The sequence below is a fragment of the Sphingomonas sp. CL5.1 genome, from assembly GCF_013344685.1.
Classification (GTDB): domain Bacteria; phylum Pseudomonadota; class Alphaproteobacteria; order Sphingomonadales; family Sphingomonadaceae; genus Sphingomonas.
The window spans coordinates 1,909,846-1,922,155 of sequence record NZ_CP050137.1 but is presented as its reverse complement, the minus strand read 5'-3'; the positions used below and the strand labels follow the sequence as shown (position 1 = coordinate 1,922,155).

The window sequence follows — 12,310 nt, the reverse complement described above, 5'->3', positions numbered from 1 at the left end:
GAGCCCGATATCACCCGCCGTTCAACGACCGGATTGGCCTTGAGCATCCGCATGGGATCGCCGCCTCGATGACCGGCACCGGCGGAGGAGAATCACCGCGTTGGCGCAAGTATGAGGAGGGGTGGCGGCATTGAGGCCTCTCTGACAGGCACGCCTTTCAAGGGCCTGCATCGGGCAATCACCAACATTCGAAGATCCGCGAACCAGAGTCCGAATGCCGCCGGCAGCGATGCCCCATTCCCGGCCGGTGCGTGCGAGAATCCAGTCTCACGCCTCGGGAGACTGATCCGCCTTGCGCTTGTGCTTCGCACCGCCGCGCGCACGCGGCGTTCTGGCCGGGGCGATCTTCTTCTGCTCCTCATGGATGCCGAGCAGTGACTGCATCAATTCCTCATCCGCGCTCGACATCACGCCGAGCACCTCCGCCTCGTCACATCCTTCGGCGGCGAGATAGGCGTGGCCCATGTTCGAATCGATGTAGATCGACTGGCCTTCCTCCAGCGTGACGGGATCGTAAAATTCCGTGATGACGGTGATACGCCCCTTGAGGACATAGATATATTCCTCGCCGGCGTGGCGCACCGGCGCACCGAATTGCTCCAGCGTTTTCGCGCGGATGTTGGTGATCACCGGGATCATCCGCTTGCGACGCAATTCGGTGCAGAGATAGCGATAGTCGTAGTTCGCCGTCTCGATCCGCACCGAGCGGTCGCGGTCGCCGATGCTGCGCCGCGCGGTGACGGGCTGGGCCAGTTCCTCGTCGCTTTCCGAGAACAGCTCCGACATCCGCATCCCCAGCCGCTGGCTGAGCTGGTGGAGCTTGTCATAGGTCAGCGTCAGCCGGTCATGCTCCACCTTGGACAAAGTGGAGACGGGGATGCCGCTGTGGGCGCTCATTTCCTTCAGCGTCCAACCGTTGCGACTGCGGATTCCGCGCAAAAGCGCGCCCAGCGTTGGAACGGGCGCAGCCATGGAAACTTCTTTCCTTAAAAGTTGACCAATTCTCCGATTGGGATAAAACGTCCTATCGAAGCGTATTCGGTCCGCGTTTTACCAATAGGGCCGAACCGGGGCAATCCCCGACACACCGGATGGAAGGAGGGAAAAAGTGAGGGCTAGTCGCCGCCAGCCGCCTTGGCATGCTGTTTTCACAGGCTTTCGCCCGGCTTCCGGCAGAACCCGCCCCCCGCCCACGCGTCGGCCTGAACCCGCGCTCCATCCCGCTTTCTCCGCGATGAAGGTATTCCATCAATGACCAGGCTCTCCATCGACTGGACCACCGAAACGCTGCGCCTCGCCGCGCCGTTCCGTATCTCCGGTCATGTCTTCGAGACGTCCGACGTGGTCGTCGTCACCCTGTCCGACGGCGGGCATCGCGGGCGCGGCGAGGCGTCCGGCGTCTATTACACCGGGGACGATGCGCCCGCGATGCTGACGGCGCTGGAAGGCGCGCGCGCCGCGATCGAGGCGGGGCCGACGCGGCAGGAACTGCGCGCGATCCTGCCGGCGGGCGGCGCACGCAACGCGGTGGATTGCGCGATGTGGGAGCTGGAGGCGGCGCGCGCCGGCCAGCCGGTGTGGCAACTCGCCGGCCTCGACGCGCCGCGCCCGCTGCGCACCACCTTCACCATCGGCGCGGACGATCCCGCCGTGATGGCCGAGCGCGCGCGCGACTATGCCGATGCGCGCTCGATCAAGATCAAGCTGACCGGCGATCTCGATCTCGACATCGCGCGCGTCCGGGCGATCCGCGCCGCGCGACCCGACGCCTGGCTGGGCGTGGACGGCAACCAGGGCTTCGCCGCCGCGCAGCTCGATCCGCTGATCGCCGCGTTGCAGGCCGCCGAGGTGAGCCTGCTGGAGCAGCCGCTGGCGCGCGGGCGCGAGCAGGACCTCGACGGATTCAAGTCGCCGATCCCGATCGCGGGCGACGAGAGCATCCTGTCGCTGGCCGAACTTCCCACCGCCGCCGGGCGCTTCGACGTGATCAATATCAAGCTCGACAAGTGCGGCGGCCTGACCGAGGGGCTGATGATGGCCGGGGAGGCGCGCCGGCTCGGCATGGGCGTGATGGTCGGCAACATGGTCGGCACCAGTCTCGCGATGGCGCCGGGTTTCGTGCTCGGGCAGCTATGCGACCTCGTCGACCTCGACGGCCCGACCTTCCTGACGCGGGACCGCGTGCCGGGGGTGGAATATCGCGACGGCAATATCTGGGCCGGCGAGGAAATATGGGGAGCGCAGGCGACGCCCGTCGCATGAGCCGCTCCGCCGCCACCCCGTGGTTCGGCCAGCCGCGCGGGCTGACCGTCCTGTTCCTCACCAACATGTGGGAGCAGTTCTCCTATTTCGGGATGCGCGCGCTGCTGGTCTATTACATGACCAAGCAGCTCATGATCGGGCAGGCGCATGCCTCGGTGATCTACGGCGCCTATACCGCCTGCGCCTATTTCACCCCGATCATCGGCGGCGTGGTGGCGGATCGTTTCCTGGGCAAGCGGCGCGCGATCATCCTGGGCGGCAGCATCATGGCGGCGGGCCATCTGATGATGACGTTCGAGCCGCTGCTCTATCTCGCGCTGGCGACGATCGCGATCGGCAACGGCCTGTTCCTGCCCAGCCTGCCGAGCCAGATCGACGACCTCTACGAGCCGGGCGATCCGCGCGTCGGCTGGGCCTATAACGTCTATTACGTCGGCATCAACATCGGCGGGTTCCTCGCGCCGCTGGTGTGCGGCACGCTGGGCGAGATATGGGGCTGGCATTACGGCTTCGGCGCGGCCGGGCTGGGCATGTTGGCGGGCCTTGCGATCTATATCGCCGGCGGCCGCTATCTGCCCGACCAGACGCGCGCGGCCGCGCCGCGCGGGAAGGCCGGGCGGCGCGCGCGGATGGACCGGCGGACGGTGCTGCTGCTGTTCGGGATCGCGGTGGCGGTGACGATCTTCCGTGGCGCCTACGAGCAGGTCGGCAACACCGTCGCCCTGTGGGCGGACAGCGGCGTTGATCGCGCGGCGGGCGGCTGGACCGTTCCGATGACATGGTTCCAGTCGCTCAACCCGCTACTGGTGATGCTCCTCACCCCGCCGCTGCTGCGCCACTGGCGCCGCCGGGCGGAGGCGGGCGCGCCCGAGGCGCCCGGCGCGAAGATGGCGACCGGCGCGCTGATCGTCGCGCTCGCCTACCTCCTGCTCGCCACCGTCGCGGCGACGAGCCACGGCCGGGCGGCATGGCCGTGGCTGGCCGCCTTCTTCGCGATCTTCACCTTCGGCGAGCTGTATATCCTGCCCACCGGCCTCAGCCTGTTCGCGCGGCTGGCGCCGGCCGGGCTGGGCGCGACGACGGTCGCCGCCTGGTATGTCACGATCTTCAGCGGCAGCCTGTCGGCGGGACTGGTCGGCACCTTGTGGCACGGCATGACGCCGCCCGCCTATTTCCTGCTGCTCGTCGCGATCGCCGCCGCCGCTGCCTTGCTGCTGCGCGCGCTAGACCGGCCGCTGTCGCGGCTGGTCGCCGCGCAGGACGAGTCCGGGGAAGCCGCTTGTTGATGTCCGGGCGGGTCACATCCTCCCGCGCCGGACGTGCCTTTGTCCCAATGTTCGAAGGGGATTACCGTTGACCGCCAAAATGATCGCGTTCCTCGCCGCCGCCAGCCTGATCGCCGTTCCGGCGGCGGCGCAGGACTATGCCGCGCGCGTCGCCCGCGTGCTGAAAGAAACTCCGCTGATCGACGGCCATAACGACTGGCCCGAGGTGCTGCGCGGCCGCGAGGGCGACAAGCGCTGGACCCTGCCGCTGGAGCGCGGCCTCGCGAACCGGCCGCAGCCGTACAACACCGATATCGAGCGGCTGAAGCGCGGCATGGTCGGCGGGCAATTCTGGTCGGTCTATGTATCTGCGGACCTGCCCGGCCCACGGCAGGTGGAGGAGACGCTCGAGCAGATCGATCTCATCCACCAGATCGTCGGCCGCTATCCCCGCGACTTCGCGCTCGCGCGGACGGCGGCGGACGTGATGCGCATCCACCGCGAGGGGCGGATCGCGTCGATGATCGGGGTCGAGGGCGGCGGCCAGATCGACCGCAGCCTGTCGGTGCTGCGCGCCTATCACGCGCTCGGCGCCGGCTATCTGACGCTGACGCATGTGCGGACGCTCGAATGGGCGGATTCGGCGACCGACAACCCGCGCCACGGCGGCCTGACGCCGTTCGGCCGGCTGGTGGTGCGCGAATTGAACCGGCTCGGCATGCTCGTCGATCTCGCCCACGTCAGCGAGGATACGATGCGCGACGCGCTCAAGGTCTCGCGCGCGCCGGTGATCTTCTCCCATTCCAGCGCGCGAGCGATCGACGACCATCCGCGCAACGTCCCGGACGACGTGCTCCGGCTCGTGAAGGCGAACGGCGGCGTGGTGATGGTGAATTTCGCGCCGATCTACATCTCCGACGCCTATCGTCGCTGGTCGGCGGACGAGGCGGCGGAACGCACGCGGCTCAACGCGCCGCCTTATGGCGGGCTTCTGATCGGCCAGCCCGACAAGGCCAAAGCGGCGATGGAGGAATGGCATCGCCAGCACCCGGCGCCGCGCGTGACGCTGGCGGAGGTCGCCGATCACGTCGCGCATATCGCCAAGATGGCGGGCGTCGATCATGTCGGCATCGGCTCGGACTTCGACGGCGTTGGTGAATTGCTGCCGGAGGGTCTGGGCGACGTCTCGACCTATCCCGCATTGCTCGCCGAACTGATGCGCCGGGGATGGAGCGACGCCGATGTCGCCAAGCTCGCGGGCGGCAACATCCTGCGTGTGATGGCGGCGGCGGAGAAGGTCGCCGACGCGATGCGCGCCGAGCCGCCGACCAACGCCGACGAGGCGACGGTGGACGCGGCGGAGACGGCTCCCAAGGCCCGCTAGCGGGCCGGCGCACCGCGCCGGATCAGCGCATCACCGGCAGGTCGATGAACGATGCGTCCTCGCCCGCGTGACGCACGACATTGTCCGCGACCACGCCCAGCTTCTCGCTTTCGTTCGGGCCGCCGGTGTTGAGGTTGCGCTCGAACTTGGGGAAGTCGGACGAGGTCACCTCGACGCGGATGCGGTGGCCCACGCCGAACTGGATCGCGGTCGTCATCGGCGTCGGGCGGATGGTGTAGGTGCGCCCCGGCTCCATCGGCGCCGGCTGGTCGAAGCCGTCGCGATAGCGCGCGCGCAGGATCGTGTCGGCGATGATCCATGCCGTGCCGTCCGGCGCGACATCGACCAGCTTGACCGCGAAATCGGTGTCCTTCGCGCTTGACGACACCTTCAGCACCGCATCGACGAAGCCGACCACGTTAACCGGCCTGTCGAGCGGATCGCTGGTATAGACCAGCACGTCGCCGCGCGCCTCCACCGGGCGCTGATCGAACACGCCGGGCTGCACCAGCCCGCCGTTGCAGCAATCCGCGCCGCCGCGCGTCGGCACCGGGTTCATCGGGTCGTAGCGATAGCGGTCAGCCGCCTCGCCGGCGGGCGGCGCGGCTGCGTCGAGCCGCCCGTCGCCATCCAGCCCGTTGGCGTGGCCGCCGCTGCGCAGATACAGCCGCCGCATGGTGACGCCCGCCGGCGGCCATTGCTCCGACGCCATCCACCTGTTCGCGCCCATCAGATAATAGCGGATGTGCGGCGTGCTCGCGGCGAAGGCGTTCCTGTCCCCCTTCAGCCAGCGGTCGAACCAGCCGAACACGGCGCCATCGGTATCGAAGCTCGCGTCGCCCATGTCGCGATCGCCGACCTTCATGTTCGGGCCGAGCCGCCCGTAGCTGCAATGCGTGCCCGGCGCGATGACGGCATATTGGTTGGCGCGCACGGCCTCATCCGCGCCCACCTTGCGGGCATGGTTGTAAAGCTCCAGGTTCGGGCCGATCGACACGTCATACCAGGCGTTGAACCACAGGGCCGGGACGCCCCAGCCCATGTCGTCGTGATACAGCCCGCCCGTCCGCCATGCCGGATCGGCCGGCGCGCGATGGACGAGGGAATCGAAGGTCGCGGGCGGCTCGCCGAGGCTGCTCATCATCGAATCATAGGGCAGTCGCTGCATGTGCACGGTCCAGTCGACCGCCGGCTTCTTCGCATTGAGGTCGTTATATTGCTCGATATATGCGCGCGTCTTCTCGTCCAGCCCCTTGGGCAGCTCGGCGCGCAGCGGATTGTCGACCGCATACATCCACGGCGCGAACAGGGTGCGCGGCACGCCGCCGGTGTACCAGTTCCCCTGCTCCTGGAAGCGGCCCACCTTGCCGATCCCCGCCCCCGCCGACATCGGCACCATCGCCGCATGGGCGGGATGATGCATCGCGGCGAGCGCGAGCTGCCATTCCGCCGAGGAGGAGCAGCCGAGCGTCCCGACCTTGCCGTTCGACCACGGCTGCGCCGCGATCCAGCTCAGCGTGTCGTATCCGTCGGTCTGCGGCCGGCCGAGGATTTCGTATTTACCTTCGGAGAAATAGCGGCCGCGCTCGTTCTGCATGATGAAGACATAGCCGCGCCGCGTCGCCTCGATCGCGTAGCGCAGCGTCGATCCGCGCAGCTTGTGTTCGTTGTAAGGCGTTTTCCACAGGATCACCGGGAACTTCCCGCCGCTGCCGCTTTTCGGCGTGTAGATGTCGGTCGACAGCCCCACGCCGTCACGCATCGGCACCAGCACGGCGAGCCGCGCATCGGCGGCCCCGGCCAGCGCGCGGTCGAGCGCATCGGGCGAGTAAACGGCAAGCTCGTCCCGCGCCATCACCGGCTGGGCGCAAAGGACGGCGGCGAGCAAGCCCGGCATCAGGCGCTTCATGCGAAAGGCTCCCCTGTGGATCGAGCGGACCCGCCGCCGCATCCTGCTTTCGAGCGAAAGGCTATTGTCCTGATTGGGACACGTCAAGCGCGATAGGAAAACCATATTGTCGCCGCCCGGCGCGGCGGCTAGTCGTTCGGAAACCCCGCGCGGAGTGACGAGCGATGCCCTTCCCGATCGATTTTGTCCGCGGCTCCTTCCCCTCGCTGGACTATCCCGAAGCCGGGCGCCGCATCTATCTCGACGGTCCGGGTGGGACGCAGGTCTGCGTCCATGCGATCCGCGCGATGACGCGCCATCTGGAGCGGGGGACCGCCAATGTCGGCGGCGCCTTCCCCGTCTCGCGCGACACCGGGGCGCTGAGCGCCGCCGCGCACGAGGCGATCGCCGACCTGCTCGGCGCCGACGCGCGGGAAATCGCCTTCGGGCCGAACATGACCTCGCTCACCTTCGCGGTGTCGCGCGCGCTGGCCGCCGATTGGGGCGCGGGGGACGAGCTGGTCGTGACGCGGCTCGACCATGACGCCAATGTCTCGCCATGGCTGCTGGTGGCGCGGGATCGCGGCATGACGGTGCGCTGGCTGGATTTCGATCCTGCCACCGGCACGCTCGACCTCGCCGCGCTGCCGGGGCTGCTCGGCGCGCGGACGCGGCTGGTGGCGGTCGGCGGCGCGAGCAACGCGATCGGCACGCTCAACGATGTCCCCGCGATCGCGGCGATCGTGAAGGCGCATTCGCCGGCGCTGCTGTTCGTCGATGCGGTGCAGTCCGTCCCGCACGTCGCGACCGACGTGGCGCGGCTTGGCTGCGACCTGCTGGTCTGTTCGCCCTATAAGTTCTTCGGCCCGCACCAGGGCATATTATGGGGCCGCGCCGAGGTGATGGAGCGGCTCGCCGCCTATAAGGTGCGCCCGGCCGGCAACGACGGCGCGCGGCGGTTCGAGACCGGCACGCCCTCGTTCGAGGCGCAGGCCGGGGTGCTCGGCACGATCGACTATCTCGCTGCCCTTGGCACGCTGCTGTCTCCCGAGGCGGCGGGCCGGCGGGAGCGGCTGCGCGCGGCGATGGCGGGCTGCGCCGATTACGAGCGGACGCTCTCGCAGCGCCTGCTCGACGGCCTGCGTATCCTGCCGGGCGTGACGCTCCACGGCCCACCCTCCACCGAGGGGCGCGTGCCGACCTTCGGCATGACCTTCGCCAGCGCGTCGCCGCAGGACGTGTCCGCCGCGCTGGGCGAACGGGGTATCTACAGTTGGGCGGGACATTTCTACGCCGTCGAGACGATCGAGCGCCTCGACCTAACCGAGCGCGGCGGGCTGCTGCGGCTCGGGCTGTGCCATTACAACACCGTCGCGGAGATCGACCGGACGGTGCAGGCGCTCGACGCGATCCTGACGGCGCTTCGCGGAAGCTAGGACCAGTCCTAATCCGGCGCCTTGCCTGCGCCGGCGAGCAGGGCGAGCGCGGCGATGCGAAGGCTGGTCGAGGGTATCATCGGTCGATCCTCCACCATGAGCAGGCCCGATCGACACCGCTTTGTCAATCGGGATCGTTTAATCCCATTAAGCGCAATATTCTCTAGACGGAAACTTCCTGATCCTGATAGGCTGCGCGCCGGATCAAGCAACGGAGCCGACATGCGATTGCCCAGCGCCTCGAAAATCACGCCGCCCGCGCTGGCCGCAGCATCGGCCTACCCGATCGCATGGACGCCGCTCGCCGCGCGGGAAAGCGCCACCGCGCAGTCCGCCGTCGCGTTCAGCCACATCTTCCGCCGCGACAAGGCCCATCCATCGGCGGTGCCGCCGCCGATCGTCGCGGCACAGGCCTGACGCGATGGACCACGCCGAGGCGCCGCACCCCCTCTCTCCCGCCCCTACCGGCGAAGCGATACACGGAGTTCCACATCCCATGACCGATGCCGCGCCGTCGCCGGCGGCAAGCTCGCTTGCGCTGCCGACACCCTATCTGCTGTTCGTCGGCGACGTGGCCGAGCCGGGCTATGCCAAGACGGCGTTCGGCCTGCGCGACTGGGCCGGGGACAAATGCGTCGGCGAGTGCGCGGTGACGGAAGACGCGGTGCGGATCGGGCTGACGCGTATGACGCCGGCCGAGGCGGCGGCGGCGGGCGCGCGCGCGCTGGTGATCGCGGTCGCCAATCGCGGCGGCTTCATCCCGGAAAGCTGGCGCGCCTCGCTGGTCGGGGCGCTGGCCGCCGGGCTGGATATCATCAGCGGGATGCATGTCCGCCTGGCCGACGTCCCCGGCCTCGCCGAGGCGGCCGTGCGCCACGGCCGGCGGCTGATCGATGTGCGCGTGCCGCCCGCCGACATCCCCATCGCCAGCGGGCGCAAGCGTGCCGGCCTCCGCCTGCTGACCGTCGGCACCGATTGCGCGCTCGGCAAGAAATATACGGCGCTTGCGCTGGCCGACGCCTTTTCGGCGCGCGGAATTGATTGCGATTTCCGCGCGACCGGGCAAACCGGGATCATGATCGCCGGAGGAGGAATGCCGATGGACGCGGTCGTCTCGGATTTCGAGGCGGGCGCGGCCGAGATCCTCTCGCCCGACGCCGCCCCCGACCATTGGGACGTGATCGAGGGCCAGGGATCGTTGCTGCATCCCGCTTATGCCGCCGTCTCGCTCGGCCTGCTGCACGGCAGCCAGCCCGACGTGGTCGTGGTGTGCCACGAACCGGGGCGGCGGGAAGTGCTCGGCGCCCCCGGTTATGAAGTGCCGAGCGTCGAGGAAGTGGTCTCGCTCACACTGGCGCTCGGGCGGCGGACGAATCCGTCGATCCGCTGCGGCGGCGTCGCTTTCAACACCTCGCACCTTCCGGCGGCGGAAGCGGAGGCGCTGATGGAGCAGGAGAGCCGCCGTCTCGGCCTGCCGGTCGCAGATCCGATGCGACGCGGGCCGCTGTTCGATCGGCTGGTCGACGCCTGTCTCGCCTGATGACGGCGCCCGCCTCCATCCCCGCGCGATCGACCTGGCTGCAACGCTTCCTGCTGCCGGGCTTCGCCTTCAAGGCGGTGGTGATCGGCGGCGGCTATGCGACGGGGCGCGAACTGGCGGAGTTCTTCCTGCCGAGCGGGCCGGTCGGCGGGCTGGCCGCGATCCTGCTGGCGATGGCGATATGGAGCCTCGTCTGCGCGGTGACATTCTCCTTCGCGCACGCGACGCGCACCTATGACTATCGCAGCTTCTTCCAGGAGCTGCTCGGCCCGTTCTGGATCGCGTTCGAGGTCGCCTATGTGCTGTTCGTGGTGCTGATCCTGTCGGTGTTCGGCGCCGCCGCCGGCGCGATCGGCGCGGCGACGCTCGGCCTGCCGCCGCTCGTCGGCACGCTCGCGCTGGCCGCCGCGATCGCGCTGGTCGCCACTTTCGGCAACGCCTCGGTGGAACGCCTCTTCAAATACGTCACCTTCCTGCTCTACGGGGTCTACGCCCTGTTCGTCGTGCTGGCGCTGACGCGCTTCGGCGACCGGATCGCGCATGCCTTCACCCTCCCAGCGCCGACCGCCGGATGGGCCATGGGCGGGCTGACCTATGCGAGCTACAATGTCGTCGGCGCGGTCGTCATCCTGCCGGTGATGCGGCATCTCACCAGCCGGCGCGACGCGGTGATCGCCGGTGTCGTCGCCGGGCCGATGGCGATGCTGCCGGCGCTGCTGTTCTTCATCTGCATGGTCGCTTTCTATCCCGGGATCGCCGCGCTCGCGCTGCCGTCGGATTTCCTGCTCCAGCAGCTCCGCATTCCCGTCTTCCACCTGCTGTTCCAGGCGATGATCTTCGCCGCGCTGCTGGAGAGCGGCACCGGATCGGTCCATGCTATCAACGAGCGCGTGGCGGCGGTGTGGCGGCATCGCCGGGGGGTCGACCTATCCCATCGCGCGCGCGGCGGGATCGCGGCGGCGCTGCTCATCCTGTGCATCTTCGTCGCCGACCGGATCGGGCTGATCGCGCTGATCGGCAGCGGCTATCGCTACCTCGCCTATGCCCTGCTCGCCGTTTATATCGTCCCGCTGCTGACGCTCGGCGTGGCGCGCCTGATCCGGCACGGGGACGACGCATCGGCGGACGGCGTGTCGGAACCGGCCTGACGGGCGATGCTCAGGCGGCCGCCGCCTCCATCCGCAGCGCCGTCACGCCGACCAGCCGCGCCATCTTCGCCGCGACGATCGATTCCGAAGATGCATCCAGATCCCGGACTTCGAGGCTGAGACGCAGCATCCCCGCGCGATCCGGCTGCGCGGCGATCCGTTCGATCTCCAGGTCGCGCTGCGCGATCAGACCGATCACGCGGCAAAGCAGGCCGGCGTCGGGCGCCAGCTCGAGATGGAAGGTGCTCACAGCGCGTAGGCCACCGGCGACCGGCTCGCCGCACCCTCGGCGATACGGCGACGGGCGAGACAATCGGCGGCTTGCCCGAGCGTGATGCCCTGTGCGTCGGCGTGGCGGAGCAAGTCGGCGAAAAGGTCGCCGATGCTGTCCACCCGCGCCTCGACCGCCGCGGCATCCCAGCCGAAATACTCGCCCGCGGTCGCGATCGCGCCACCCGCGTTGACGACATGATCCGGCGCAAGCAGCAGCCCGCGCGCCGCCAGCAACTCGCCGCCGTCCGGCGTCGCCAGCACGCCGTCCGCCGCGCCGCAGATGAGCTTCGCGCGCAGGCCAGCGATGCGGTCGCGATCGAGCGTGCCGCCGCCGGCGCAGGGCGCGAAGATATCGGCCGGCGCGTGGAAGATCGCGTCGCCCTCCACCACCCGCGCGCCGTAGCGCGCCGCCATCGTCGCGGTCGCCTCCACGCAAGGATCGGCAACGATCAGCCTTGCGCCAGCGCCGTGGAGCAACCCGCACAAATGCGCGCCGACATCGCCCAGCCCGTGCACCGCGACGACAATATTCCGCAGCGGCTTGCCGAACCGCTGCCGCGCGGCGGCTTCCATCGCCCGGAACACGCCGCGCGCGGTCCATCGCGACACGTCGTCCGCGATCCCGACGACATGCTGCGTCGTGCGCCGCATCGATGCCATGTCATCGGCGGTCATGCCAAGGCCGCCGATGGCGAGATAGCGCCCGCCGAAACGCGCCACCGCACGGCCGAACGCCTCGAACAACCGCGCGCGGTCGAACGGCCGTTCCGGCACGGCCAGCACCGCCTGCCCCCCGCCCAGCGGCAGGCCGGCGATCGCGTGCCTGTTGGTCGCGACCTCCGCCAGCCGAAGCGCCTCGCCATGCATCGCCGCCAGATCGTCGCAACGCCGGAAGCGGCAACCGCCAAGCGCGGGGCCAAGCTGCGTCGAGTGCAGCACGATCACGCCCTTCAGGCCGGATCGGTCATCCTCCAGCAGCACGATATGCTCGGGCGTGGTTCCCATCGCATGAACCGCCCTGGCCATCATCACCTCCACCGGAATTTTTCGAAAGCGAATTTATCGCGTTTCCAGGGGAATTTTTCACCGATCTTGACCAGAAACAGCGAAAGCG

The 12,310-nt window shown here is 68.9% G+C and carries 11 protein-coding genes; 7 read left to right on the top strand and 4 right to left on the bottom strand.

Annotated elements, in window-relative coordinates:
* Positions 1 to 267: 267 nt before the first annotated feature.
* Positions 268 to 972 (bottom strand): helix-turn-helix domain-containing protein, encoded by a 705-nt coding sequence (locus F9288_RS09320; protein ID WP_174836359.1) that lies wholly within the window; start codon positions 970 to 972, stop codon positions 268 to 270.
* A 279-nt stretch (positions 973 to 1,251) separates the two neighbouring features.
* Here F9288_RS09320 and F9288_RS09315 point away from each other — a divergent pair, with 279 nt between their 5' ends.
* The 3 genes from F9288_RS09315 (at position 1,252) to F9288_RS09305 (ending at position 4,911) form a co-directional block, all read left to right on the top strand.
* On the top strand, positions 1,252 to 2,262 hold the full coding sequence (locus F9288_RS09315; protein ID WP_174836358.1) for a dipeptide epimerase: 1,011 nt from the start codon (positions 1,252 to 1,254) through the stop codon (positions 2,260 to 2,262).
* Entirely contained in the window at positions 2,259 to 3,548 is a 1,290-nt protein-coding gene (locus F9288_RS09310; protein WP_174836357.1) for a peptide MFS transporter, read from the top strand. The genes F9288_RS09315 and F9288_RS09310 overlap by 4 nt, the downstream gene beginning before the upstream one ends.
* A gap of 79 nt (positions 3,549 to 3,627) precedes the next feature.
* Positions 3,628 to 4,911, top strand: a complete 1,284-nt coding sequence (locus tag F9288_RS09305; RefSeq protein WP_174838995.1) for a dipeptidase — start codon at positions 3,628 to 3,630, stop codon at positions 4,909 to 4,911.
* 22 nt (positions 4,912 to 4,933) lie between these two features.
* On the opposite strand, the gene F9288_RS09300 is transcribed toward F9288_RS09305, so the two are convergent.
* Positions 4,934 to 6,820, bottom strand: coding sequence for a CocE/NonD family hydrolase (locus tag F9288_RS09300; protein ID WP_174836356.1), 1,887 nt, complete (start codon positions 6,818 to 6,820; stop codon positions 4,934 to 4,936).
* A gap of 164 nt (positions 6,821 to 6,984) precedes the next feature.
* Here F9288_RS09300 and F9288_RS09295 point away from each other — a divergent pair, with 164 nt between their 5' ends.
* From F9288_RS09295 to F9288_RS09280, 4 genes are all read left to right on the top strand, one after another.
* Positions 6,985 to 8,235, top strand: coding sequence for a cysteine desulfurase-like protein (locus F9288_RS09295; RefSeq protein ID WP_174836355.1), 1,251 nt, complete (start codon positions 6,985 to 6,987; stop codon positions 8,233 to 8,235).
* Positions 8,236 to 8,457: 222 nt separating this feature from the next.
* Positions 8,458 to 8,652 (top strand): hypothetical protein, encoded by a 195-nt coding sequence (locus F9288_RS09290; protein ID WP_174836354.1) that lies wholly within the window; start codon positions 8,458 to 8,460, stop codon positions 8,650 to 8,652.
* Positions 8,653 to 8,731: 79 nt separating this feature from the next.
* Entirely contained in the window at positions 8,732 to 9,775 is a 1,044-nt protein-coding gene (locus tag F9288_RS09285) for a DUF1611 domain-containing protein (RefSeq protein ID WP_174836353.1), read from the top strand.
* The gene (locus F9288_RS09280; RefSeq protein WP_174836352.1) at positions 9,775 to 10,923 is read left to right on the top strand and encodes a hypothetical protein; all 1,149 of its coding nucleotides are present in this window, start codon (positions 9,775 to 9,777) and stop codon (positions 10,921 to 10,923) included. Before F9288_RS09285 ends, F9288_RS09280 begins: the two co-directional genes overlap by 1 nt.
* Positions 10,924 to 10,933: 10 nt before the next feature.
* Here F9288_RS09280 and F9288_RS09275 read toward each other — a convergent pair whose 3' ends face one another.
* Positions 10,934 to 11,173: a hypothetical protein gene (locus tag F9288_RS09275; protein ID WP_174836351.1), complete on the bottom strand. Its 240-nt coding sequence runs from the start codon at positions 11,171 to 11,173 to the stop codon at positions 10,934 to 10,936.
* Positions 11,170 to 12,201: a Glu/Leu/Phe/Val dehydrogenase gene (locus tag F9288_RS09270; RefSeq protein ID WP_174836350.1), complete on the bottom strand. Its 1,032-nt coding sequence runs from the start codon at positions 12,199 to 12,201 to the stop codon at positions 11,170 to 11,172. Before F9288_RS09270 ends, F9288_RS09275 begins: the two co-directional genes overlap by 4 nt.
* Positions 12,202 to 12,310 lie beyond the last annotated feature (109 nt).

Bases quoted from the DNA above. Each gene is read 5' to 3' on its own strand.
- F9288_RS09310 (WP_174836357.1), top strand. From the start codon at position 2,259: ATGAGCCGCTCCGCCGCCACCCCGTGGTTCGGCCAGCCGCGCGGGCTG.
- F9288_RS09320 (WP_174836359.1), bottom strand. From the start codon at position 972: ATGGCTGCGCCCGTTCCAACGCTGGGCGCGCTTTTGCGCGGAATCCGC.
- F9288_RS09280 (WP_174836352.1), top strand. From the start codon at position 9,775: ATGACGGCGCCCGCCTCCATCCCCGCGCGATCGACCTGGCTGCAACGC.
- F9288_RS09295 (WP_174836355.1), top strand. From the start codon at position 6,985: ATGCCCTTCCCGATCGATTTTGTCCGCGGCTCCTTCCCCTCGCTGGAC.
- F9288_RS09290 (WP_174836354.1), top strand. From the start codon at position 8,458: ATGCGATTGCCCAGCGCCTCGAAAATCACGCCGCCCGCGCTGGCCGCA.
- F9288_RS09270 (WP_174836350.1), bottom strand. From the start codon at position 12,201: ATGGGAACCACGCCCGAGCATATCGTGCTGCTGGAGGATGACCGATCC.
- F9288_RS09300 (WP_174836356.1), bottom strand. From the start codon at position 6,820: ATGAAGCGCCTGATGCCGGGCTTGCTCGCCGCCGTCCTTTGCGCCCAG.
- F9288_RS09285 (WP_174836353.1), top strand. From the start codon at position 8,732: ATGACCGATGCCGCGCCGTCGCCGGCGGCAAGCTCGCTTGCGCTGCCG.
- F9288_RS09315 (WP_174836358.1), top strand. From the start codon at position 1,252: ATGACCAGGCTCTCCATCGACTGGACCACCGAAACGCTGCGCCTCGCC.
- F9288_RS09305 (WP_174838995.1), top strand. From the start codon at position 3,628: ATGATCGCGTTCCTCGCCGCCGCCAGCCTGATCGCCGTTCCGGCGGCG.